General features: G+C 70.3%; 22 protein-coding genes. 15 read left to right on the top strand and 7 right to left on the bottom strand.

Going from position 1 to position 20,514, the window contains the following annotated elements; all coding sequences use genetic code 11:
- The first annotated feature begins 12 nt into the window (after positions 1–12).
- Positions 13–303, top strand: coding sequence for a hypothetical protein (locus AC3EGR_RS17690; protein WP_488547822.1), 291 nt, complete (start codon positions 13–15; stop codon positions 301–303).
- On the top strand, positions 303–1,379 hold the full coding sequence (locus tag AC3EGR_RS17695; protein WP_488547823.1) for a DMT family transporter: 1,077 nt from the start codon (positions 303–305) through the stop codon (positions 1,377–1,379). Before AC3EGR_RS17690 ends, AC3EGR_RS17695 begins: the two co-directional genes overlap by 1 nt.
- A 1-nt stretch (position 1,380) precedes the next feature.
- On the opposite strand, the gene AC3EGR_RS17700 is transcribed toward AC3EGR_RS17695, so the two are convergent.
- From AC3EGR_RS17700 to AC3EGR_RS17710, 3 genes are all read right to left on the bottom strand, one after another.
- Positions 1,381–2,331, bottom strand: coding sequence for an IS481 family transposase (locus tag AC3EGR_RS17700; protein WP_488547824.1), 951 nt, complete (start codon positions 2,329–2,331; stop codon positions 1,381–1,383).
- Between the two features lie 98 nt (positions 2,332–2,429).
- Complete coding sequence (locus AC3EGR_RS17705) at positions 2,430–3,395, bottom strand: glycerophosphodiester phosphodiesterase (RefSeq protein ID WP_488547825.1); 966 nt, start codon at positions 3,393–3,395, stop codon at positions 2,430–2,432.
- Positions 3,395–4,357 carry a Bug family tripartite tricarboxylate transporter substrate binding protein gene (locus tag AC3EGR_RS17710; protein ID WP_488547826.1) on the bottom strand — a complete coding sequence of 321 codons (963 nt, stop codon included), beginning with the start codon at positions 4,355–4,357 and terminating at the stop codon, positions 3,395–3,397. Before AC3EGR_RS17710 ends, AC3EGR_RS17705 begins: the two co-directional genes overlap by 1 nt.
- Before the next feature lie 128 nt (positions 4,358–4,485).
- Between AC3EGR_RS17710 and AC3EGR_RS17715 the strand changes: the two genes are divergently transcribed.
- The 3 genes from AC3EGR_RS17715 to AC3EGR_RS17725 all read left to right on the top strand — a co-directional run bounded on the left by AC3EGR_RS17715 (position 4,486) and on the right by AC3EGR_RS17725 (position 9,494).
- Entirely contained in the window at positions 4,486–6,183 is a 1,698-nt protein-coding gene (locus AC3EGR_RS17715; RefSeq protein WP_488547827.1) for a long-chain fatty acid--CoA ligase, read from the top strand.
- Between the two features lie 102 nt (positions 6,184–6,285).
- Positions 6,286–7,797 (top strand): ATPase domain-containing protein, encoded by a 1,512-nt coding sequence (locus AC3EGR_RS17720; RefSeq protein ID WP_488547828.1) that lies wholly within the window; start codon positions 6,286–6,288, stop codon positions 7,795–7,797.
- Positions 7,797–9,494, top strand: coding sequence for a response regulator (locus tag AC3EGR_RS17725; protein WP_488547829.1), 1,698 nt, complete (start codon positions 7,797–7,799; stop codon positions 9,492–9,494). Before AC3EGR_RS17720 ends, AC3EGR_RS17725 begins: the two co-directional genes overlap by 1 nt.
- Here the strand turns inward: AC3EGR_RS17725 and AC3EGR_RS17730 are convergent.
- Entirely contained in the window at positions 9,491–9,958 is a 468-nt protein-coding gene (locus AC3EGR_RS17730; RefSeq protein ID WP_488547830.1) for a hypothetical protein, read from the bottom strand. The two genes, AC3EGR_RS17725 and AC3EGR_RS17730, sit on opposite strands and share 4 nt — an antisense overlap.
- Positions 9,959–10,061: 103 nt before the next feature.
- Here AC3EGR_RS17730 and AC3EGR_RS17735 point away from each other — a divergent pair, with 103 nt between their 5' ends.
- The 4 genes from AC3EGR_RS17735 to AC3EGR_RS17750 are packed head-to-tail and all read left to right on the top strand — an operon-like array spanning position 10,062 to position 13,617.
- A complete protein-coding gene (locus tag AC3EGR_RS17735; RefSeq protein ID WP_488547831.1) occupies positions 10,062–11,357 on the top strand; it encodes an SDR family oxidoreductase in 1,296 nt (431 codons plus the stop codon).
- Positions 11,357–11,833 (top strand): DUF2269 family protein, encoded by a 477-nt coding sequence (locus AC3EGR_RS17740; protein ID WP_488547832.1) that lies wholly within the window; start codon positions 11,357–11,359, stop codon positions 11,831–11,833. Before AC3EGR_RS17735 ends, AC3EGR_RS17740 begins: the two co-directional genes overlap by 1 nt.
- 4 nt (positions 11,834–11,837) lie before the next feature.
- Complete coding sequence (locus tag AC3EGR_RS17745; protein WP_488547833.1) at positions 11,838–12,737, top strand: NAD(P)/FAD-dependent oxidoreductase; 900 nt, start codon at positions 11,838–11,840, stop codon at positions 12,735–12,737.
- A gap of 10 nt (positions 12,738–12,747) precedes the next feature.
- Positions 12,748–13,617: an ion transporter gene (locus AC3EGR_RS17750; protein WP_488547834.1), complete on the top strand. Its 870-nt coding sequence runs from the start codon at positions 12,748–12,750 to the stop codon at positions 13,615–13,617.
- 57 nt (positions 13,618–13,674) lie between these two features.
- On the opposite strand, the gene AC3EGR_RS17755 is transcribed toward AC3EGR_RS17750, so the two are convergent.
- Positions 13,675–14,061 carry a DUF488 domain-containing protein gene (locus AC3EGR_RS17755; protein WP_488547835.1) on the bottom strand — a complete coding sequence of 129 codons (387 nt, stop codon included), beginning with the start codon at positions 14,059–14,061 and terminating at the stop codon, positions 13,675–13,677.
- Positions 14,062–14,100: 39 nt separating this feature from the next.
- On the opposite strand from AC3EGR_RS17755, the gene AC3EGR_RS17760 reads away from it, so the two are divergent.
- The gene (locus AC3EGR_RS17760; protein WP_488547836.1) at positions 14,101–14,367 is read left to right on the top strand and encodes a YciI family protein; all 267 of its coding nucleotides are present in this window, start codon (positions 14,101–14,103) and stop codon (positions 14,365–14,367) included.
- 63 nt (positions 14,368–14,430) lie between these two features.
- Entirely contained in the window at positions 14,431–15,444 is a 1,014-nt protein-coding gene (locus tag AC3EGR_RS17765) for an LLM class flavin-dependent oxidoreductase (RefSeq protein ID WP_488547837.1), read from the top strand.
- A 1-nt stretch (position 15,445) separates the two neighbouring features.
- On the opposite strand, the gene AC3EGR_RS17770 is transcribed toward AC3EGR_RS17765, so the two are convergent.
- Positions 15,446–15,853, bottom strand: coding sequence for a response regulator (locus AC3EGR_RS17770; protein ID WP_488547838.1), 408 nt, complete (start codon positions 15,851–15,853; stop codon positions 15,446–15,448).
- Between the two features lie 80 nt (positions 15,854–15,933).
- Between AC3EGR_RS17770 and AC3EGR_RS17775 the strand changes: the two genes are divergently transcribed.
- Positions 15,934–16,953 carry a methionine synthase gene (locus tag AC3EGR_RS17775; protein WP_488547839.1) on the top strand — a complete coding sequence of 340 codons (1,020 nt, stop codon included), beginning with the start codon at positions 15,934–15,936 and terminating at the stop codon, positions 16,951–16,953.
- Between the two features lie 6 nt (positions 16,954–16,959).
- Here AC3EGR_RS17775 and AC3EGR_RS17780 read toward each other — a convergent pair whose 3' ends face one another.
- Positions 16,960–17,862: a c-type cytochrome gene (locus AC3EGR_RS17780; RefSeq protein ID WP_488547840.1), complete on the bottom strand. Its 903-nt coding sequence runs from the start codon at positions 17,860–17,862 to the stop codon at positions 16,960–16,962.
- A gap of 56 nt (positions 17,863–17,918) precedes the next feature.
- On the opposite strand from AC3EGR_RS17780, the gene AC3EGR_RS17785 reads away from it, so the two are divergent.
- From AC3EGR_RS17785 to egtB, 3 genes are all read left to right on the top strand, one after another.
- Positions 17,919–18,662, top strand: a complete 744-nt coding sequence (locus tag AC3EGR_RS17785) for a TetR/AcrR family transcriptional regulator (RefSeq protein ID WP_488547841.1) — start codon at positions 17,919–17,921, stop codon at positions 18,660–18,662.
- Positions 18,663–18,786: 124 nt separating this feature from the next.
- Positions 18,787–19,023 (top strand): hypothetical protein, encoded by a 237-nt coding sequence (locus tag AC3EGR_RS17790; RefSeq protein WP_488547842.1) that lies wholly within the window; start codon positions 18,787–18,789, stop codon positions 19,021–19,023.
- 117 nt (positions 19,024–19,140) lie between these two features.
- Positions 19,141–20,397 carry an ergothioneine biosynthesis protein EgtB gene (egtB, locus tag AC3EGR_RS17795; protein ID WP_488547843.1) on the top strand — a complete coding sequence of 419 codons (1,257 nt, stop codon included), beginning with the start codon at positions 19,141–19,143 and terminating at the stop codon, positions 20,395–20,397.
- The last annotated feature ends 117 nt before the right edge of the window (positions 20,398–20,514 follow it).

A 20,514-nucleotide genomic window follows, 5' to 3' on the forward strand; every position in this document is an offset into this window, starting at 1 on the left:
AGAGAGGAACACATGAACGCCGAAACCGCTTCCACCAACCCCTTCCCAACCAGCGCCGAACAATCGGGCACCAGCGGCAGCGGCGGCCTCAATGGCGACGCCAACCGCGTGCGCCGCATCGCCCAGACCCTGCACGAGGCCGTGGATTCGCTGGAGCAGAAGATCGGCGAGGGCAGCGAGCGCGTGATGGGCCTGCAGGAAGAGTACGGCACGATGGCGCGCGAGCAGGTGCGCAGCAATCCGCTGGCTGCCCTGGGCGTCGCCTTCGCTGCCGGCTTCATCATCGCCAAGATCCTGCGCTGATGCCCGCGGGGCACCGTAGCCCCGCCTTCCTCGCAGCAGGCGTGCCGGCCAGCCTGTGCGCGGCGCTGCTCTTCGGAGCCGCCGCGCCGCTCGCGAAGCTGCTGCTCGCGCGCATCGACCCCTGGCTGCTCGCAGCCTTCCTCTATCTCGGTTCGGGCCTGGGCCTGTTCCTGCTGCGCCGTGCGCGCCGGCAGCCGCCGGTGCGCCTGCCCGCCGGTGAAGGGCGCTGGCTCGCCGGCGCCGTGCTGGCCGGCGGCGTGGCGGGCCCGGTGCTGCTGATGGACGGCCTGGCGCGCCTGCCCGCAACGCAGGCCTCGCTGCTGCTCAATGGCGAGGCCGTGCTCACGGCCTTGCTGGCCTGGCTGGTCTTCCGCGAGAACGTCGACCGGCGCGTGGCGCTGGGCATGCTGGCCATCGTGGCGGGCGGCGTGGTGCTGGCCTGGCCTGCCCAAGGCAGCGGCGGCATTGCATTGGCGCCGGTGGCGCTCGTCCTTGCCGCCTGCCTGGCCTGGGCGGTCGACAACAACCTCACCCGCAAGGTCTCGCTGGCCGACGCGTCCTGGCTGGCGATGGTCAAGGGGCTGGCGGCGGGCTGCACCAACCTCGTGCTCGCGCTGGTGCTCGGCGCTTCCTGGCCGCCGGCCACCGCGACGATCGCTGCGATGACGCTGGGCTTCTTCAGCTATGGCGTGAGCCTCGTGCTGTTCGTGCGCGGCCTGCGCGCGCTGGGCACGGCGCGCACCGGCGCGTACTTCTCCGTGGCGCCCTTCTTCGGCGCGGGCCTGGCCGTGCTGGTGCTGGGAGAGCCCGCGGGCTGGCCGCTGCTGGCGGCCGCGGCGCTCATGGCGATGGGCGTGTGGCTGCACCTGACGGAGCGCCACGAGCACCTGCACGCGCACGAAGCGCTGGAACACGCGCACGAACACGTGCACGGCATGGGCGACGAGCACCACGCGCACGAGCACGAGCCGCCCGTGCCGCCGGGCACCCGCCACAGCCATCCGCATGGACACGCGCCGCTGGTGCACACGCATCCGCACTACCCGGACGCCCACCACCGGCACGGGCACCCGTAGCCTAGCTGTGAAGTGTCAACAGGTTCTTTCGAGGAATCGGGAGCCGAGACCCGGGTGACACCAGGTTGATGCCGTGGTGGGGGCGGTGCCAGTTGTAGAAGTGAGTCCAGGCCGGCAAGGCCTGGCGGCGCTGCTCTGAGTTCTCGTAGGCCCGACCGTAGGCCCATTCGCGCAGTGCCGACTGGATGAATCGCTCGGCCTTGCCATTGGTCTGAGGGCGGTAGGCCCGGGTGAATTTCTGGGTGATGCCCAGCTCCAGGCAAGCCTCAGAGAACAGCGCCGAGTGAAACGACATCCCGTTGTCGGTGAGCACGCGCTGGATCGGCACCCCCCAGTTATTGAATTGGCACACGGCTGCGCGCAAGAAGGCCGCGGCACTGTGCCGACTCTCGTCCGGATAGACCTGGGTGAAGGCCGTGCGGCTATGGTCGTCCACGGCCACGAACACATACTCCCAGCCGATGCGGCGGGCGCGCTGCGTACGGTCGCCGGTAATTCTGTGGCCCACCTTGTCAAAGCGTCCAAGCTTCTTGATGTCGATGTGCAGCAGCTCCCCGGGATGTTCACGCTCGTAGCGCTGCACGGGTTCGGCAGGACCCAGATCACTCAGGCGGGACAGGCCGGCACGTCGCAGCACCCGGCTGACGGTGGCCTTGGACACGCCCATGTAAGAGGCGATGCGTGCTTGCAGGAACAGCTTGCGGCGCAACTCCACGATAGCCAGAGCCACATGAGGGGCGATCGAGCGAGGAGACCTCTCGGGCTTGGAAGACTTGTCCAGCAAGCCGACTGCGCCATCGGCCAGGTAGCGGCCCAGCCACTTACGTGCCGTCACGGCACTGACGCCCTGCTTGGCAGCGGCCTCCGAGGCAGAAAAGCCGCTCTCGACGATGTCTTGAACCATCTCCAGGCGACGAAGGTACGTCAATCGGGCATTCTTATGGGTGTTCATCCGGTTTGGAAATCTTGGTTGACGGGGGGTTTGGCGATTCCCAGTCTCTCAAAACCTCTCCGGGTGAACACCCGCAATAACCTATTGAACCTTCACACCTAGCGCTCGGGAACCGGTGACGGAAGGGCGATGCCGCGCCGCTGCAACACGGTGCGCAGGCGGTCGGGATAGTCCGTGATGAGGCCGTCCACGCCCCAGCCCACGAAGCGCTCCATGGTGTCGGGATCGTTGACGGTCCAGGGCAGCACGCGCAAGCCGAGCCCATGCGCCTCTTCGACCAGCGCCTGCGTCACCGCCCCTGCGTTGGGCGACCAGGTCGCGCATCCGGCGGCCTTCGCCATGCGCGGCACGCTGCCGTGGTCCGCGAGCCGCAGGCCGGCCGTCCAGCTGCCGTCGCGCGTGCTGTCGTTGTTCGCCGTCTGCACGGTGAGACAGGCCGTGGGGATGTCGGGTGCCAGCTGCTGCGCGCGGCGCAGGCTGCGCCAGTCGAAACTCTGGAGGGTGACGCGCTCGCGCATGCCGGCGTCCGTGATCACCTTGAGCACCGCGTCGACCATGGCCTCCAGCGGCACGGTGTCCTGCGGCGTGTCGGGCGCGAGTTTCAGCTCCACGTTGAAGCGCACCTGGTCCGCATGCAGCGCGCGCACCCGCTCGAACAGCGCGGCCAGCGTGGGGATGCGCGTGCCGTCCACCGGCTGCTGGCCGGGGAAGCCGCGCGCATAGGTCGAGGCCGGGTCCAGGCGGCCGACGTCGTAAGCCTGCAGCTGCGCGAAGGTGAGGTCCTTGATGCGCGGGCCGCGCGCGGCGAGCCAGCGGCCGCCGGCGTCGCGCGTGAGCGCCGGCGTGAGCGCGGGGTCGTGCGAGATCACGACGACGCCATCGGCGGTGACGGCGACATCGAGTTCCAGCGTGCTGACGCCGGTGGCGAGGGCGCGCTCGAAGGCCGGCAGCGTGTTCTCCGGCGCGAGGCCGCGCGCGCCGCGGTGGCCTTGCAGGTCGAAGCCGGCGCAGGTGAAGGACAGCAAGGCCCCGAGCGCCGCGAGGAGCGCTTGCCGCATCGCCATCAGTCCATCCTCGCGCCGGACTTCTTCACCGCATCGGCCCAGCGCGGCATCTCCGCCGCCAGGTACTTGGCGAAATCGTCGGCGCCCAGGAAGGCGGGGTCGGCGCCTTGCGTGATCATGCGGTTGCGGATGTCGGGACTCGCCAGCACCTGCCGGAAGGCGTCGCTCAATTTCGCGGTCACGTCGCGCGGCAGGTTGGCCGGGGCGAGGAAGCCGTAGAAACCGACCACCTCGAAGTCCTTCAGGCCGCTCTCGATCGCGGTCGGGATGTCCGGCAGCGCCGGATTGCGCTCGCGGCTGGTGACGGCCAGCGCTTTTACCTTGCCCTGCTTGTGATACGCCGCGGCCTGCGGGATGGACTCGGCCATGAACTGCACCTGCCCGCCCATGAGGTCGGTGAAGGCCGGCGCGCTGCCGCGGTACGGGATGTGGACCATGAACAGGCCGGTGCTGTTCTTGAACATCTCCGGCACCAGGTGGCTGATGCCGCCGTTGCCCGCCGAGCCGTAGTTCACCTGTCCGGGGCGCGCCTTGGCATAGGCGATGAAATCCTGCAGCGTGTTCGCCGGGACCTGGGGGTTCACCAGCAGCGCCAGCGGCTGCATGGCGGTCCGCGCGATGGGCGTGAAGTCGCGCAGGGTCTGGTACGGCAACTTCGCGTAGAGCGCCGGGTTGATCACCATCACGCCGGTGTTGGCGAGCATCAGCGTGTAGCCGTCGGCCGGCGCCTTCATCACTTCCTGCGCACCGACGGTGCCGCCCGCGCCCGACTTGTAGTCGATCACCAGGGGCTGGCCGAGCACGGCCTGCAGCCGCTCGGACAGCAGCCGCGCATGCTGGTCGAGCGGACCGCCGGCCGGGAAACCGATAACCAGCCGGATGGGCTTTTCGGGGAAGGCGGCGTGGGCGGCAGCGGCGAGGCCGGCGAGCAGGCAGGCGGCGGCCAGTTGGCGAAACTTCATGCGGTCTCCTTTTCTTCGCGCGATGATAGGCGAGCCGGACGCGTCGCCTGTGCGACGCGCGTGGGGCTTCCCCCATGCCGGCCCGCGCGTGCCTGCCTTATGGTGCGGGCCAGGAGAACCGTCTCGCCATGGACCGCCCGCACCACAAGTTCTGGCCCAAGCGCCTGCCGCACGCCCTCACCGTGCCGGCCACCTCGCTCTGGGACAACCTCGCCATCAGCGCGCGCCGCTATCCCGACAAGCTGGCCATCGTGTTCTTCGGCCGCACGATGTCCTATGCGGAGCTGCAGCGCCAGGCCGAGCGGCTCGCCGCGCGCCTGCATGCGCTGGGCGTGCGCAAGGGCGACCGCGTCATCCTCGACATGCAGAACTGCCCGCAGCTCGTGGTCGCGCACTTCGCGATCCTGCGGGCGAACGCGGTGGTGGTGCCGGTCAATCCGATGAACCGGGCGGAGGAGCTGAAGCACTACATCGTGGACCCGGATGCCAGGGTGGCCATCACCACGGGCGACCTCGCCGGGGAGATCGCGCGCGCCGACGCGCAGCTGCCCGACGCACAGCGCCTCGCGCACCTGGTGGTCACGCAGTTCACCGATGCCTTCGATCCGCAGGCGCCCGCCGCCGGGCCGCTGCCTGCCGCCTGGAAGGACTGGCTGCTGGCGCGCCATGCGCTGCCGCAGCTCGCCAGCGGACAGGTGCTCGCCTGGACCGAGGCGCTCGCCAACGAGCTGCCCTTGCCGGCGCTCGAGGTCGGGCCGGAGGACCTCGCGCTGCTGCCTTACACCAGCGGCACCACCGGCCAGCCCAAGGGCTGCATGCATCCGCACCGCAGCGTGCTGCACAACGCGATGTCCAGCAGCGTGTGGGGCAATGCCACGCAGGAGACGGTGACGCTCGCGGTCGTGCCCATGTTCCACATCACGGGCATGGTGAGCATGATGCACGCCAACATCTACTGTGGCGCGACGCTGGTGATGATGCCGCGCTGGGACCGCGACCTCGCGGGCTGGCTGATCTCCAACTGGAAGGTCACGTCGTGGACCAACATCCCCACCATGGTGATCGACCTGCTGGCCAGCCCGAACTTCGCGAACTACGACCTCTCCAGCCTGGTGCACATCGGCGGCGGCGGCGCCGCGATGCCGCAGGCCGTGGCCCAGCGCCTGTTCGAGCAGTTCGGCCTGCGCTACGTCGAAGGCTACGGGCTCACCGAAACGGCGGCGCCCTCGCACAGCAACCCGCCGGATGCCCCCAAGCAGCAGTGCCTGGGCATCCCCTTCATGGGGTGCGATGCGCGCGTGATCGATCCCGACACCCTGCGCGAGCTGCCGCCCGGCGAGCAGGGCGAGATCATCGTGCACGGGCCCATGGTGTTCGATGGCTACTGGAAACGGCCCGAGGCGAGCGCGGCGGCCTTCATCCAGTTCGAAGGCAAGCGCTTCTTCCGCACCGGCGACCTGGGCCGCACCGACGAGGACGGCTACTTTTTTCTGACCGACCGCCTCAAGCGGATGATCAACGCGTCGGGCTTCAAGGTGTGGCCCGCGGAGGTCGAGGCGCTGATGTTCCGCCATCCCGCGATCCAGGAAGCCTGCGTCATCTCGGCGCGTGATCCCTACCGGGGCGAGACCGTCAAGGCCGTCGTCGTGCTGCGCCCGGCCTTCCAGGGCCAGGTGCGCGAGCAGGACGTCGTGGACTGGTGCCGCGAGAACATGGCCGTGTACAAGGTGCCGCGCATCGTCCAGTTCGTCGATGCCCTGCCCAAGAGCGGCAGCGGCAAGGTGATGTGGCGGACCTTGCAGGAAGCGGAGACCCCACAGCCCTGAAGCCGGACTGCGGCTGACCCCGATGTCGGACTGAACCTACAGCCGCGTTGTCGCGCAGCGGCTAGGATGGCGGCGCCGCGATGTCGTGGCTACCGGTACCGGATGAGACGCACGCAACCCACAAAACAACTTCCCCTGCAAGAGCGTGCCTCGAGCGGCATCCCCGGGCTCGACGACGTCCTCGGTGGCGGCCTGCCCGCGCGCCATGTCTACCTGGTGGAAGGCGATCCTGGTTCGGGCAAGACCACCCTGGGCCTGCACTTCCTGCGCCAGGGCGTGGCGCAGGGGGAGAAGGGCCTGTACGTGACCCTCTCCGAGACCGGCACCGAACTGCGCACGGTGGCGGCCTCGCATGGCTGGGACCTCGAGGGAATCGAGCTCTTCGAACTGGTGAGCGAGGAGGGCCTGAGCCCGGAGCTCGAACAATCCATCCTCCATCCTTCGCAGGTGGAACTGGGCGAGACGGTGCGCGGCGTGATCGCCGCCGTCGAACGGCTGCGCCCGCAACGCGTCGTGTTCGACAGTCTGTCGGAGATGCGCCTGCTGGCGCAGGACCCGCTGCGGTACCGGCGCCAGGTCCTGGCGCTGAAGAAATTCTTTTCCGACCAGGGCTGCACCGTGCTGCTGCTGGACGACCGCTCCAGCGCGGACACCGACCAGCAGCTGCACAGCATCGCCCACGGCGTGATCAGCCTGGAGCAGGCGATCGACCAGTACGGCCCGGAACGCCGCCGCCTGCGCGTGATGAAGATGCGCGGCATCAAGTTCCGCGGCGGGGAACACGATTTCGTGCTGGATACCGGAGGCCTGGCCGTGTTTCCGCGCCTCGTCGCGGCGGAGCACCGGATCGAGGCGGACCACACGGTTGTCAGCACCGGGGTGTCCCGCCTCGACGGGCTCATGGGCGGTGGGCTGCCGCGCGGAAGCAACGTGCTGTTCACCGGGCCGTCGGGCGTGGGCAAGACGACCACGGCCATGGCGGTGACGCTGGCGGCGCTCAAGCGCGGCGAGAAGGCCGCGTTCTACCTGTTCGACGAGGGATTGTCGACCATGCTCGACCGGGGCAGGTCGCTGGGCATGGAGCTGGCGCCTTACCTCAAGAGCGGCCAGCTGCACGTGGTCCCGCTCGACCCCGCGGAGATGTCGGCCGGGGAATTCGCGCACATGGTGCGGCATGCCGTCGAAACGGACGGTGCGCAGCTGGTGGTGATCGACAGCCTCAACGCCTACCTGCAGGCCATGCCGGGGAGCAAGTACCTGCTGCTGCAGATGCACGAGCTGCTCACCTTCCTGAACCACCTGAACGTGGTCAGCATCCTGATCCTCGGGCAGCACGGGCTGCTGGGCGACATCGAGTCCGACGTGGACATCAGCTACCTGGCGGACGCCATCCTGCTGTTCCGTTACTTCGAGGCACGGGGCAAGCTGCTCAAAGCGGTGTCGATGGTGAAGAGCCGCACGAAGCATCACGAGCAGACCATCCGCCAGTTCCGGCTGGGCCGCGAGGGCATCGAGGTCGGCGAGGAAATGACCGATTTCGAAGGCGTGCTGGCGGGCATCACCGCCTATCGCGGGCGCGTCGGGCTGCTCGGCGACGGCCCGGAGAAGCCCTGATGGACCTTCGCGTCCTCATTCATGCACCGCGTGGCCGTGACGCCGCCGTGGTGCAGTCCGTGCTGGCGATGCAGAAGATCGCCGCGCACGTCTGCATGACGGACGACGAGTTGCTCGCGGCACTGGACGAAGGCGCCGCGGCGGCCATCCTCACCGAGGAGGCCCTGCCGCACCTGCTCGCCGACGACCGCCTGATCCGGTGGCTGGACAACCAGCCCTCGTGGTCGGACTTCCCCTTCGTCGTGCTCGCGACCAAGCGCGAGGGGCGGCGGCCCGAAAAGGACTTCCGCTCGCTGCACAGCCTGGGCAACCTGGTGGTGCTGGAGCGGCCGCTCAACGCCGAGACGCTGGCCAGTGCCGCGGACTCCGCCGTCCGCGCGCGCCGCCGCCAGTACGCCGCGCGCGAACACCTGGAGGAGCTCAAGCGCACGCGCAGCGAGCTCGAGCGCCTCAACCGCGAACTCGAGGAACGCATCCTGATGCGCACGCGCGAGCTGTCCAGCGCCAACGACCGGCTGATGAAGGAGATCAACGAGCGCGAGCGGGCGCAGAACGCGCTGACGCAGGTGCAGAAGATGGAGGCGATCGGCCGGCTCACCGGCGGCATCGCGCACGACTTCAACAACCTGCTGCACGTGGTCAACATGAACCTGGAGCTGGTCTCCCTCTATGCCAAGGAGGAGAAGGTCAAGCCCGTGGTGGACCGCGCCAAGAGCGCCGCGCGCCGGGGCGCGCGCCTGACCAACCAGCTGCTGTCCTTCGCGCGCAGCCAGTCGCTGCTGCCCAAGCTCACGCGCGTCAACCAGTTGATCAACGGCATGAAGGACCTGCTGGAGATTTCCGTGGGCTCCGGCGTCGAGGTCGAATTCGACCTCTGCGAGGAAGACGCGAGCGTGGTGCTGGACCCGAGCCAGCTGGAAATGGCCATCCTGAATCTCGCCGTGAACTCGCGCGACGCCATGCCGGAGGGCGGCAAGCTGAAGATCACGACCGGCACGCGCTACCTCGACGACGACCGCGACCTGCCGCCGGGCGACTACGTGCTCCTGTCCGTGAGCGACGCGGGCAGCGGCATCCCCGCCGGCATCCTGGCCAAGGTCTTCGATCCCTTCTTCACCACCAAGCCGGTGGGCCGCGGCACCGGCCTGGGCCTGAGCCAGGTCTACGGCTTCGCGCGCCAGTCCGGCGGCACCGCGCGCATCCGCAGCACCGAAGGCGTGGGCACGACGGTGGAGATGTGGTTTCCCGAAGCGGACGCCGAGGCCGAGGAGGAGGTGGTGGATCGGCAGGCGCCCGCCATTCCGGCGCTCGCCGGCGCCTGCCACATCCTGGTGGTGGAGGACGACCCCGACGTGCGCCGCGTGATCGTCGAGTGCCTGAGCCTGATCGGCTACAAGGTGACCGAGGCGGCCAACGGCAGCGAGGCGCTCGCGCATCTCGCGGCGGTCAAGCCGGACCTGCTGGTGGTCGACTACGCGATGCCGGACATGACTGGCGCCGAAGTGATCTCCGAAGCGCGCAAGGTGATCGGCGACGTGCCGGTCATCCTGGCGACCGGTTACGCGGACATGGCCGCCGTCGAACGCCTGGCCGGCCGCCCGCGCATCCTGCGCAAGCCTTTCGACATCGCGCAGCTCGGGGACGCGGTCAACAGCGTGCTCGATGCGGCGCGCGAGAAGGCAGAGGCGGCGCCTTAACGCCGCTTCTTCATCAGCAGGCTGCCCGCCATCAGGCCGATGGCAAAGCACGCGTAGACCGCGGTCATCTCCGGACGCGCGAGGCGGTGCTCGAAGCCGGGCGTCAGGCGCCTGGGCGTGAGCTGGTAGTCCACGAAGCTGGCGACGCTCGCCGCTGCCACGGCACCGGCGGCAGCGGGCAGGGGGCTCTTCGCCTCGGGGCGCGTTCCCCAGGCCTTGGCATGCAGCACCGCCCAGAAGATGGCCGCGGCATGGTGGGTGAGGTAGCCGGTGGCGGTGTACATCGCGCTGGGCTTGTCCTCGCGCAGCGAACGGTCGCCGAAGAACCAATGGCTCACCGCATTCACCGGCGCGGCCGGGGTGCCGTGGCGCCAGCCGGAATAGGCGAGGTAGGCAGCGGAGAACAGGCTCGCCAGGCTGCCGGAGACCAGGCCCTCGCGGGCCGCTTCTTTCCAGGTGCTCATGCCCGGCAGTGTAGGCAAGACCGCGCGCTTCGTGGGGTGACGTTCTCAAAGGGTAACGGGCCGGCCCCTGCGCATGCCGCCGCTGGCTAGACTGGCCCATTCGATGCGAATCCTGCTCACGGGTGCCAACGGCTTCATCGGCCGCGCTGTTGCGCAGGCCCTGCGCGAGCGCGGCCACACGGTGGTGCGCGCGCTGCGCCACCCGCCTGCCGACGCGGGCGACGCCATCGCCGCGGACTTCGCGGGCGTGCCGCGGCGCGGCTGGTGGGTCACGCAACTGGCCGGCATCGATGCCGTCGTCAACGCGGTCGGCATCCTGCGCGAACAGCCCGGGCAGGCTTTCCGCGCCTTGCACACCGACGCGCCGGTCGAGCTTTTCCAGGCCTGCGCGGCCGCCGGCGTGCGCACGGTGGTGCAGGTGTCCGCCCTGGGCGCCGACGCGCAGGCAAGCTCGGCCTACCACCGCAGCAAGAAGGCCGCGGACGACGTGCTGCGTGCCTTGCCCCTGGCCGGCGCCGTGGTGCAGCCTTCGCTCGTGTACGGTCCCGGCGGGACCAGCGCGGCCCTGTTCAACCAGCTGGCCGTGGCGCCCGTGCTGCCCTTCCCGCAGGGCGGGCGCATGGCGGTGCAGCCGGTGCACGTGGAAGACGTGGTGCAAGGCATCGTGCGGGTGGTGGAAGAGCCGCCGCTGTCGATCGCGACGCTGGCCTTCGCCGGCCCGCAGTCCATGCCGCTGCGCGAGTACCTCGCCGCATTGCGCGAGGCGCTGGGCGAGTCGCATCGCCAGTGGGTGCTGCCCGTGCCGGAAGCCCTGTTCCGCCGCGGCGCCGCCATCGCCGGCCACCTGCCGGGCAGCATGCTCGACGAGGAGACGGCCGCCATGCTGCTGGCCGGCAACGCGACGCAGCACAACGCGCTGCCGGAACTGCTGGGCCGGCAGCCGCGTCCACCGCGCGAATTCGTTCCGGCGGCGCAGCGCGAGCAGCAGCGCCGCGCAGCGGTCCTCGACCTCTGGCACCCCGTCCTGCGCGCGGCGCTGGCCCTGCTGTGGATCTGGACGGCGATCGTCTCCTTCGGCCTGTACCCGGTGCAGGACAGCTACGCACTGCTGGCGCGCGTGGGGCTGCACGGCGCCTGGGCCAGCCTCGCCCTGTACGGCGCGGCGGCCCTCGACCTGGCACTGGGCGTGCTCACGCTGGCGGCGCCCGCGCGCTGGCGCCGTCCCATGTGGCTGGCGCAGATGGCGCTGATCGCCGGGTACACGCTGTTGATCACTGCCTTCCTGCCCGAGTACTGGCTGCACCCGTACGGGCCCATCGCCAAGAACCTGCCGCTGCTCGCGCTGGTCGCCCTGCTCTGGGCGCTGGAGCCGCCCGTGCGGCAGGAAGGCCGGTGCTGATGGACTACCTGCTGCTCAAGTGGGTGCACATCCTGTCGTCGACCATCCTGTTCGGGGCGGGCGTGGGTTCCGCCTTCCACCTGTTCGCCGCCAGCCTGCGCCGGCGCATCGGCGGTGTCGCGAGCAGCGCGCGCAACGTGGTGCTCGCCGACTGGCTGCTCACCACGCCGGCGGCCATCGTCCAGCCGGTGACGGGCATCGCGCTCGCGCACCAGCTGGGACTGCCGCTGTCCACGCCCTGGGTTGCCTGGTCGCTGGGGCTGTACGCCGTGGCCATCGCATGCTGGCTGCCCGTGGTGGTGATCCAGATCCGCATGCGCCGCATTGCGGAGGCGGCGGAGGGGCAGGGCGCGCCCGTGCCCGCCGGCTACGACCGGCTCTTCCGCTGGTGGACGGTGCTGGGCATCGCCGCATTCTTCGCCTTCCTCCTGATCTTCTGGCTGATGGTCGGCAAGCAGCTGCCCTGGGCCCCTTGAAACGATGCCGGACGACATCCTCGATTGCCTGATCGTCGGCGGCGGCGCCGCCGGCCTCACCGCGGCCGTCTATCTGGGGCGCTACAAGCGGCGCGCCCTCATCCTCGATGCCGGAGAAAGCCGGCTGCAGCGGATCCCGCGCACGCGCAACGTGCCCGGTTTTCCCGACGGCATCGAAGGCCCCGAACTGCTGGCGCGCATGCGCGAGCACGCGCAGCGCTATGGCGTGCTGACCGAGCACGTGCGGGTGGAGCGGCTGCAGCAGCAGGAGGGCGGCGCCTTTCGCGCCGAAGCGGGCGACCGCGCCTGGACCGCGCGCTTCCTGCTGCTGGCCACCGGCGCGCGCGACGTGGAACCCGAGATCGACGGCCTGCCCCTGGCGCTGAAGGCCGGGCAGGTGCGCTATTGCCCCGTGTGCGACGGCTACGAGACCCAGGGCCAGCGCGTGGCGGTGCTCGGGCGCGCGGGGCACGGCCTGCGCGAGTCGCTTTTCGTGGCCAACTTTGGCAACCAGGTGACCTGGCTGGCGATGGCTTCGCAGGAGGAGGTGGCCGCCGCCGACCTCGCGCAACTGCGCGCCGCGGGCGTGCGCATCGCCGACAGCCCGCCGCACGAGATCGCCTGCGGCGTCGACGACGTCGGCGTGCGGGTGAAACTGCAGAACGGCCAGGTGCTGGAGTTCGACACGCTCTATCCCGCCCTGGGCCTGCACCACGCGTGCGAGCTGGCGACGGTGCTGGGCGCGCGTGCCCGCGAGAACGGGCAGCTGGAAGTCGACGCGCACCAGCAGACGAGCGTCGACGGCCTCTACGTCGCGGGCGACGTGGCGCTGGACCTGAACCAGATCGCGGTGGCGGCGGGGCACGCGGCGATCGCGGCCACCGCCATCCACAACCGGCTGTAGCATCGCGGGCATGTTGCCGGGCACGCAAGCGGAACTGGGGCGCCCCGAGAGCGGCTGGCGCCGCCGTCTCTACGAGATCGTCTTCGAGTCGGAGACGACGGAAGGGCGCGTCTTCGACAAGGTGCTGGTGCTCGCCATCCTGGTGAGCATCGTGGTGGTGATCGCCGACAGCGTGCCGGCCGTGCACCAGCGGCACCGCACGGCGCTGGACGTGACGGAGTGGTTCTTCACCCTGCTGTTCACGGCCGAATACGTGGCGCGCCTGCTGAGCGTCGAACGGCCCCTGCGCTATGCGCGCAGCTTCTTCGGCATCGTCGACCTGCTCGCGGTGCTGCCGACCTACCTGGCCTTCTTCCTGCCGGAGACGCATGCGCTGATCGACGTGCGCATCCTGCGGCTGCTGCGCGTGTTCCGGATCTTCAAGCTGACCGACTACATGGTCGAATACCAGATGCTGGGGGAGGCGCTGGCCGCCAGCCGGCGCAAGATCCTGGTGTTCCTGTCGGCGGTGCTCATGGTGGTGCTGATCCTGGGCACGCTGCTGTACGTGGTCGAAGGGCCGGAGCACGGCTTCAAGGACATCCCCACCTCCGTGTACTGGGCGATCACCACCATCACCACGGTGGGCTTCGGCGACATCACGCCCAAGACGGACCTCGGCCGCCTGATCGCCTCGGTGATGATGTTGATCGGCTGGGGCACGCTGGCCGTGCCCACGGGCATCGTCACGGCGGAGATGACGGTGCGCCGGCAGCGGCCGCTGTTCCTGCCGCGCGTGTGCGCCCACTGCGGCGCGAGCGCGGCCACTGCCGATGCGGCGTATTGCCACCTTTGCGGCACGGCGTTGTCGGCGGGGGAGGGGACGGCGCCGCGTGTGTGACCCGCGTGCGGTCGGCGCCAACGGTGGGGCCAGTCGCCGCGCGGCCTCACCGCCGCCCTATGTGAGCGCCGCGCCGCGTTCGGCGAGGAGCTCGCGCAGCAGCGAGCGATGGCAGCGCTGCTCGTTCTCGCAGTAGCAGCCCACCGCGAACGCCGTCTGGTGCGACAGCGCCGCCAGCGCGTCGAGCAGGTGGCTGGGGTCGGGCTGCTTCATTTCGGCGAGGTAGCGCCTGCGGAAGGCGGCCCAGTCCTTGTCGTCCACGGCGGCCCGGCCTTCGGCCATCAGCTCGGCGCTCGGTGCCAGGTTGGGCAGCCAGACGTCGTAGAAGTCGCGCCGGGCGAACTCCTCCCTGGGCACGCCGCGCGGCGGCCGGCGCACGGTGCCCAGGCGCAGGCCTTCGCCCGGGGCGCGCGGGGAACCGAGTTGGACGATGCGGATGGGCATGGCTTTGCAGCGTAGCAGGCGCGCAGTATCCTGTCCTGCATGAAGGTCCTGATGTTCTACGAGCTCGCCGAGGACGGCCTCGGCAAGGTCCACGCGAACATGCCCGGCCACCAGGCCCGGCTGCGCGAGTTCCACGGCCGCGGGGTCCTGCTGATGGCCGGGCCCTACGGCGCACCCCCGGTGGGTGCCCTGGGCGTCTTCACCTCGCGCGCGGCAGCCGAGGAGTTCGCCCGCGACGACCCGTTCATGCTCAATGGGGTGGTGGGGCGCTGCAACATCCACGACTGGAACGAAGGGCTCGCCTGAGCCTGCGTAAGGACTTGCCCGGCGGGGCGCGCGCCGGTGCGCCGGTGTGCCCAGAATCGCGGCATGTCGCGTCCCCTCCAACTCTCGGTCCTCGACCAGTCCGTTGCCTGTGTCGGGCGGCCGCAGGACCAATCCATCCGCAACACGGTCACGCTCGCCGAACTCTGCGAGCGCCTGGGCTACCGGCGCTTCTGGATGAGCGAGCACCACAGCCTGCCGGCCATCGTGGGCACGGCGCCGGAGGTGCTCATGGCGGCCGTGGCCGCCCGCACCCAGCGCATCCGCATCGGCAGCGCCGGCGTGATGCTGCCGCATTACTCGCCCTTCAAGGTCGCGGAGCAGTTCCGCGTGCTGGACGCGCTGGCGCCTGGCCGCATCGACCTGGGCGTCGGCCGCGCGCCCGGCAGCGACCACCGCACCGCCATGCTGCTCAACCCGGACCCGCGCGCCGCGGACAGCTTCCCGCAGCAGGTGCGCGAACTGCAGGCCTGGGTGCGCGGGGAGGACATGCCCGAAGGGCATCCCGGCCGCGGCATCCAGGCCTTTCCGCGCGGCAGCACCTCGCCGGACCTCTGGATGCTGGGCAGCTCGGGCTATGGCGCCCAGCTGGCCGCGCACTTCGGGCTGCCGTATTCCTTTGCCCACTTCATCACCGACGGCGAAGGCTGCGCCGAGGCGCTGGAGCTGTACCGGCACCTGTTCAAGCCGGGCGCGATCGGCAAGCCGCACGCCAACATCTGCGTGTGGGCGCTGGCGGCAGACACCGAGGACGAAGCCTGGCGCCTGTTCGCCAGCCGCGAGCGCGCCCGCGTGGACCGGCAGACCGGACGCTTCGGACCGCTGTTGCCACCCGAGGACGCGGTGCGTGCGTATTCCGAGTCCGAAGAGGCCTACCGGCGCGAGCTGCGGCGCAAGGCGATGGTGGGGACCGGAGAGCAAGTGGCGCAGAAGCTGCGCGACCTGGCCGAGGAACTGCAGGTGGACGAACTGGTCGTGATCACCTGGACCTGGGACCCGCAGGCGCAGCGCCGTTCCTACGAGCTGCTGGCGCAGGCCTGCGCGCTGCAGCCCGGGTGATTCAGTCTTCCTCGGGCAGGCCCAGGGCGGAGGCGACGATATCCCGCAGCTCCGCGGTCGTCGCGCTCTTGGAGATGGTCGGGTAGTCGCCGAACACGCCCTCGAAGTCCGGGTGCTCCTCCGGCCCGACCAGGGCGGTGAGGTAGATCAGGGGCACGGTGGCCGTGCGCGGGTCCTGCGACAGGGCGAAGGCCACGTCGTCGCCGCGCATGCCCGGCATGTCGATGTCGCACAGGATCAGGCCCGGCTTCTCCATGCGCGCGCGCTCCACCGCACGCGAGGGATCGCTCAGGCCGACGACGCGGAAGTCCTTGCCCAGGCGGCCGGCGATCGCCCACGCCACGGCCTCGTCGTCGTCGATCACCAGGACGCAGGGCTTGGCTCTTTCCGGGTCGGGCAGGGAACGCATCGTTGAAGGCAGGAATGCTTCTGCTGTAAGGTGCCATGATAGGCGTCCAGGCGCCATCCCCCGGAGAGGAGACGACAAGCATGTTCGCCACGACGATCGCCGGTAGCCTGCCCAAGCCCGGCTGGCTGGCCGAGACCCGGAAACTGTGGCCGCGCTGGCGGGCGGAAGGCGAGGAACTGCGCCAGGCCAAGGCGGACGCGACGCTGCTGTGGCTCAAGGCCCAGGAAGACGCCGGGCTGGACATCGTCACCGACGGCGAGCAATCGCGGCAGCACTTCGTGCACGGCTTCCTGGAGCAGGTCGAGGGCATCGACTTCGCGCACAAGGTGGAGATAGGCATCCGCGACAACCGCTACAAGGCCATGGTGCCGCAGGTGGTTGGGCCGCTGCGCCTGAAAGGACGCGTGCATGCACAGGAGGCGCGGCTGGCCCGTGCGCACACGACCCGCAAGCTCAAGTTCACCATGCCGGGGCCGATGACCATCGTCGACACGGTGGCGGACCGCTTCTACGGCGACCGCGTGAAGCTGGCCTTCGCCTTCGCCGAGCTCCTCAACCAGGAGGCGCTCGCGCTGCAGGCCGACGGCGTCGACATCGTCCAGTTCGACGAACCGGCCTTCAACGTGTACATGAAGGAGGCAGCGGACTGGGGCGTCAAGGCACTGGAACGCGCCGCGCAGGGCCTCACCTGCACCACCGCCGTCCACATCTGCTACGGCTACGGGATCCAGGCCAACAACGACTGGAAGAAGACGCTGGGCGAGGAGTGGCGCCAGTACGAGCTGGTCTTTCCGGCGCTGGCGGCCAGCAGCATCCGGCAGGTGAGCCTGGAGTGCTTCCACTCGCACGTGCCGCCGGACCTGATGGCGCTGCTCGAAGGCAAGGACGTGCTGGTCGGGGTCATCGACGTGGCAAGCGACCAGGTCGAGACGCCGGAGCAGGTGGCCGAGACCATCGGCCGCGCGCTGCAGTTCGTGCCGCGCGAACGCCTGTTTCCCTGCACCAACTGCGGCATGGCACCCATGGACCGCGAGATCGCGCTGAAGAAGCTCGAGGCGCTGGCCCAGGGCGCGGCGCTGGCGCGCCGCCAGTTCGGCTAGAAGGCTTCAGCCCTGGGGCCGCGGTGGCAGGCTGCGCAGGTACAGGTGCAGCGCCCGCACGTCCGTGTCGCTCAGCGCCTTGAGCGACTCGAAGGGCATGACCTGGATCTTCGAGCCGTCCGGCCGCTGGCCGGTCTTGAGCATCTTCGCGAACGCGTCGGCATCGGCGTAGTGCGCCGCCATCGGTGACGCGGCCACCGGCGTGAGGTTGGCGGCGGCGGGCCAGTCCGGCGGGCCGCCGGGGATGCGGCCGCCGGTGAGCTGCGGCCCATGGCAGCCGAGGCACATGTTGGCCACGTAGGCGCCGTGCTGCACGTTGACGCCTTCGCTCACGGGGGCCGCGGGCGGCAGGCTGTGGTCGATCTTGGCGGCCGCGTCCTGGATCGCGCCGAAGCCATAGAGCACGCGGGCGGGCAGCGGCAGCAGCACTTCGGCGCCGGAGCCGGCTGCGGGCGGCAGCGAGCGCACGTAGGCGACCAGCGCGGCCAGGTCGCCGTCGGTGAGCCGGTTGTAGTCCTCGCTGGGCATCACCATCAGCGGCCGCCCGTCGGGCGCGACGCCGTGGCGGATGGCGCGCACCCAGTCCGCGGGCTGGTAGCCAGCCACCACGCCACCGGCGCCCGTCGTGATGTTGGGGCCCTTGATGCGCAGGTCGCTGCCGTTGTCGACGAACACCTTGCCGGCGCCGCTGGCGCCATGGCAGTCGACGCAGCCGCGCGAGGAGAACAGGTACCTGCCGCGCTCCACCGTCGCCGCGTCCGCGTTGTAGGCAACCGGGCGCACGTCCACCGCCACCCGGCGCGCCATGCGGCGCTCGGCCAGTTGCAGCCCGCCGAACACGCCGGCCGCCGCCAGCAGCGCCAGCACCCCGAGCGCCAGCGCGCCCCGCTTCACCCACCTGTGCGTCATTTGGTCTCCTTGTATAAAATTGGATAGGACGACAAAATTTGATGCTATAACCAGAAATGGCTGGCGTCTCTCCTCCCAATGGCCTATCCCCCTTGCCGGCGCCGCTGGCGGCCGCCTTCGCCGCGGCCACGGCCGGCGGCGGCAAGCGCGAGCGCACGCAGGGCGCGCTGGTGCGGGCGGCGGTCGAGGTGTTCGGCGCGCGCGGCGTGGCCGCGGCCACCATCCAGGAAGTCGCGCAACTGGCGGGCGTGACCGCCGCGACCGTCTACAACCACTTCGCGTCCAAGGAGGAACTGCTCGAGCGCGTGGTGGTGGTCCTGGCGCAGAGCCTGTGCCGGGCCATCGCCGAAAGCGAGGAGCAGGTCGCCGACGGCGCGGAGCGCGTGGCGATCGGCCAGCGCCGCTACGTGCTCCTGGCGCAGGAAAGTCCGGGCTGGGCCCTGCTGCTGCTGGACATCGCCGCGGCGAGCCCTTCGCTGCTCGCGCAGATCGAGGACTACCCGCTCGCGGACCTGCGCCTGGCGGTCAAGCAGAAGCGGCTGAAGGTGCCCAACGAGACCGTCGGCCTGGACGTGATGCAAGGCATCTGCATGGTGGCGATGCGGCGGGTCGCGCTGGGGCTGACGGCGCCGCGCCACGACATCGCCGTTGCCACGGTCGTGCTGCGGGCCCTGGGGATGGAAGCCGGCGAGGCCGCGGAAGTGGCCCGGCGGCCTTTACCGCGGCTGGGCGGCGCCGCGCCCGCCGGCGCAGCGCGCGCGGCTTCGCCGCGGTCCCGCAAGCGCGCCATCTCCCGCTGACGAGCAGGACGCGTGTCGGACACGTCCGACGTCGCGCAGGGAGAATCCGCTCCCAGGCGGCGCCCGCTCCTACAGCGCCCTGCGCACCCCCATGGGTAGAACCACGGCCGTACAGGAGTTCGTCATGGCCAAGCGCACCTCGTCCACCCGCTGGATTCCCGCCCTCTGCGTGAGCGCCGTCTGCGTGGCCGCCCTGGGCGCTGCAATCTTTGGCGCGTCCGAGGCGCCGGCGCCGGCGGCCGCCGCGCGTCCCACGGCCGATGCGCCGGTGCGCGTCGTGCGCGCCCCCGCTTCCGCGATGCCGGAGGGCAGTGCCGTCTGCCGCACCTGCATGGCGGGTGCCGCAAAAGGCTGGTTGTGAAGGCACGGGATTGAGCGCCCGGCACCTGCGCCGCTGTGCTGTAATCGCTCGGCAGGGGACAGCATCGAACGCAGCGACGGCGCAGGAGGCACGCTGCACCACCTGGAGGCGGCACGCATGTCCGTGAACCCATCCGCGGCGCTAGTCGGCCCGGCGCCCGGCGCGCGCGCTGCGCTGGCCGAGCGCTTGGCCCGCGTGCGCGCGCGCACCCTCGCGCTGGCCGACCCCTTGTCGCCCGAAGACCAGTGCGTGCAGTCCATGCCGGACACAAGCCCGACCAAGTGGCACCTGGCGCACACCAGCTGGTTCTTCGAGGCCGTGGTGCTCCAGCCCAGGGTGGCCGGCTACGAACCATTCGAGCCGCGCTGGCACCACCTGTTCAACTCCTATTACGAGTCGCTGGGACCGCGCCACCCCCGTCCGCAACGGGGCCTGCTCACGCGCCCGCTGCTGGCCTCGGTGCACCGCTACCGCGCGCACGTCGAGACGGCCCTCGAGCAGTTCATGGGCACCGCCGACGATGCGACCTGGGAGGCCGTGCATCCGCTGATCGAACTGGGCCTGCAGCACGAGGAGCAGCACCAGGAGCTGATCCTGACCGACATCCTGCACGCCTTGTCCTGCAACCCGCTGCTCCCCGCCTATGAGCCGCTCGAGCAGCCGGCGCTGCGCCTGGCGTCCAGCACGCCGCCGGTCGCCTGGCTGCACGGACCGGCCGGGCCCGTGCGCATCGGCCACACGGGGGAGGGCTTTGCGTTCGACAACGAGACGCCGCGCCATACCGTGTGGCTGCAGCCGTACCGCATCGCCGACCGCCTGGTGACCTGCGGCGAGTACGCCGATTTCGTCGAGGACGGCGGCTACCGCACGGCCTCGCTGTGGCTGTCCGACGCCTGGGCGCTGCTGCAGTCGCAGCAGTGGCAGGCCCCGCTGTACTGGATCGCGCCGGAGGATCCGCGCGCGCCTTCGTCGCAGTGGCAGGTGTTCGGCCTGGACGGCGTCAAGCCGCTGGATCCCACTGCGCCGGTGAGCCACCTGAGTTTCTACGAGGCCGCGGCCTACGCCGAATGGTCGGGGGCCCGCTTGCCGACGGAAGCCGAGTGGGAAGCCGCGCACGACCTGCCCGGCATCCAGCAGATGAGCGGGCACGCGTGGCAGTGGACGCGCTCCTCCTACGATCCTTACCCGGGCTACCGGCCGTGGAGCGGCGCCATCGCGGAATACAACGGCAAGTTCATGGTGGGGCAGATGGTGCTGCGCGGCGGCAGCGTCGCCACGCCGCCGGGGCACGCCCGCCGCAGCTACCGCAACTTCTTCCCGCCGGCCGCGCGCTGGCAGTTCAGCGGGCTGCGCCTGGCGAAGGACGGGGCATGAGACACCCTGTGTCAACCCCCTGCTGCGGCGAGCTGCAACATGGCGCCTGTGTGACGCTGGACGTCGTATGGCTGGCGGTCTCTCCAAGCGCGCCAGATGACGCGCAGCCAAGCGCGG

Source organism: Ramlibacter sp. G4-7 (genome assembly GCF_057784995.1).

Excerpts from the sequence above, each read along its gene's own strand:
- AC3EGR_RS17690 (WP_488547822.1), top strand. The coding sequence starts at position 13 with ATGAACGCCGAAACCGCTTCCACCAACCCCTTCCCAACCAGCGCCGAA.
- AC3EGR_RS17695 (WP_488547823.1), top strand. The coding sequence starts at position 303 with ATGCCCGCGGGGCACCGTAGCCCCGCCTTCCTCGCAGCAGGCGTGCCG.
- AC3EGR_RS17700 (WP_488547824.1), bottom strand. The coding sequence starts at position 2,331 with ATGAACACCCATAAGAATGCCCGATTGACGTACCTTCGTCGCCTGGAG.
- AC3EGR_RS17705 (WP_488547825.1), bottom strand. The coding sequence starts at position 3,395 with ATGGCGATGCGGCAAGCGCTCCTCGCGGCGCTCGGGGCCTTGCTGTCC.
- AC3EGR_RS17710 (WP_488547826.1), bottom strand. The coding sequence starts at position 4,357 with ATGAAGTTTCGCCAACTGGCCGCCGCCTGCCTGCTCGCCGGCCTCGCC.
- AC3EGR_RS17715 (WP_488547827.1), top strand. The coding sequence starts at position 4,486 with ATGGACCGCCCGCACCACAAGTTCTGGCCCAAGCGCCTGCCGCACGCC.
- AC3EGR_RS17720 (WP_488547828.1), top strand. The coding sequence starts at position 6,286 with ATGAGACGCACGCAACCCACAAAACAACTTCCCCTGCAAGAGCGTGCC.
- AC3EGR_RS17725 (WP_488547829.1), top strand. The coding sequence starts at position 7,797 with ATGGACCTTCGCGTCCTCATTCATGCACCGCGTGGCCGTGACGCCGCC.
- AC3EGR_RS17730 (WP_488547830.1), bottom strand. The coding sequence starts at position 9,958 with ATGAGCACCTGGAAAGAAGCGGCCCGCGAGGGCCTGGTCTCCGGCAGC.
- AC3EGR_RS17735 (WP_488547831.1), top strand. The coding sequence starts at position 10,062 with ATGCGAATCCTGCTCACGGGTGCCAACGGCTTCATCGGCCGCGCTGTT.
- AC3EGR_RS17740 (WP_488547832.1), top strand. The coding sequence starts at position 11,357 with ATGGACTACCTGCTGCTCAAGTGGGTGCACATCCTGTCGTCGACCATC.
- AC3EGR_RS17745 (WP_488547833.1), top strand. The coding sequence starts at position 11,838 with ATGCCGGACGACATCCTCGATTGCCTGATCGTCGGCGGCGGCGCCGCC.
- AC3EGR_RS17750 (WP_488547834.1), top strand. The coding sequence starts at position 12,748 with ATGTTGCCGGGCACGCAAGCGGAACTGGGGCGCCCCGAGAGCGGCTGG.
- AC3EGR_RS17755 (WP_488547835.1), bottom strand. The coding sequence starts at position 14,061 with ATGCCCATCCGCATCGTCCAACTCGGTTCCCCGCGCGCCCCGGGCGAA.
- AC3EGR_RS17760 (WP_488547836.1), top strand. The coding sequence starts at position 14,101 with ATGAAGGTCCTGATGTTCTACGAGCTCGCCGAGGACGGCCTCGGCAAG.
- AC3EGR_RS17765 (WP_488547837.1), top strand. The coding sequence starts at position 14,431 with ATGTCGCGTCCCCTCCAACTCTCGGTCCTCGACCAGTCCGTTGCCTGT.
- AC3EGR_RS17770 (WP_488547838.1), bottom strand. The coding sequence starts at position 15,853 with ATGCGTTCCCTGCCCGACCCGGAAAGAGCCAAGCCCTGCGTCCTGGTG.
- AC3EGR_RS17775 (WP_488547839.1), top strand. The coding sequence starts at position 15,934 with ATGTTCGCCACGACGATCGCCGGTAGCCTGCCCAAGCCCGGCTGGCTG.
- AC3EGR_RS17780 (WP_488547840.1), bottom strand. The coding sequence starts at position 17,862 with ATGACGCACAGGTGGGTGAAGCGGGGCGCGCTGGCGCTCGGGGTGCTG.
- AC3EGR_RS17785 (WP_488547841.1), top strand. The coding sequence starts at position 17,919 with ATGGCTGGCGTCTCTCCTCCCAATGGCCTATCCCCCTTGCCGGCGCCG.
- AC3EGR_RS17790 (WP_488547842.1), top strand. The coding sequence starts at position 18,787 with ATGGCCAAGCGCACCTCGTCCACCCGCTGGATTCCCGCCCTCTGCGTG.
- egtB (WP_488547843.1), top strand. The coding sequence starts at position 19,141 with ATGTCCGTGAACCCATCCGCGGCGCTAGTCGGCCCGGCGCCCGGCGCG.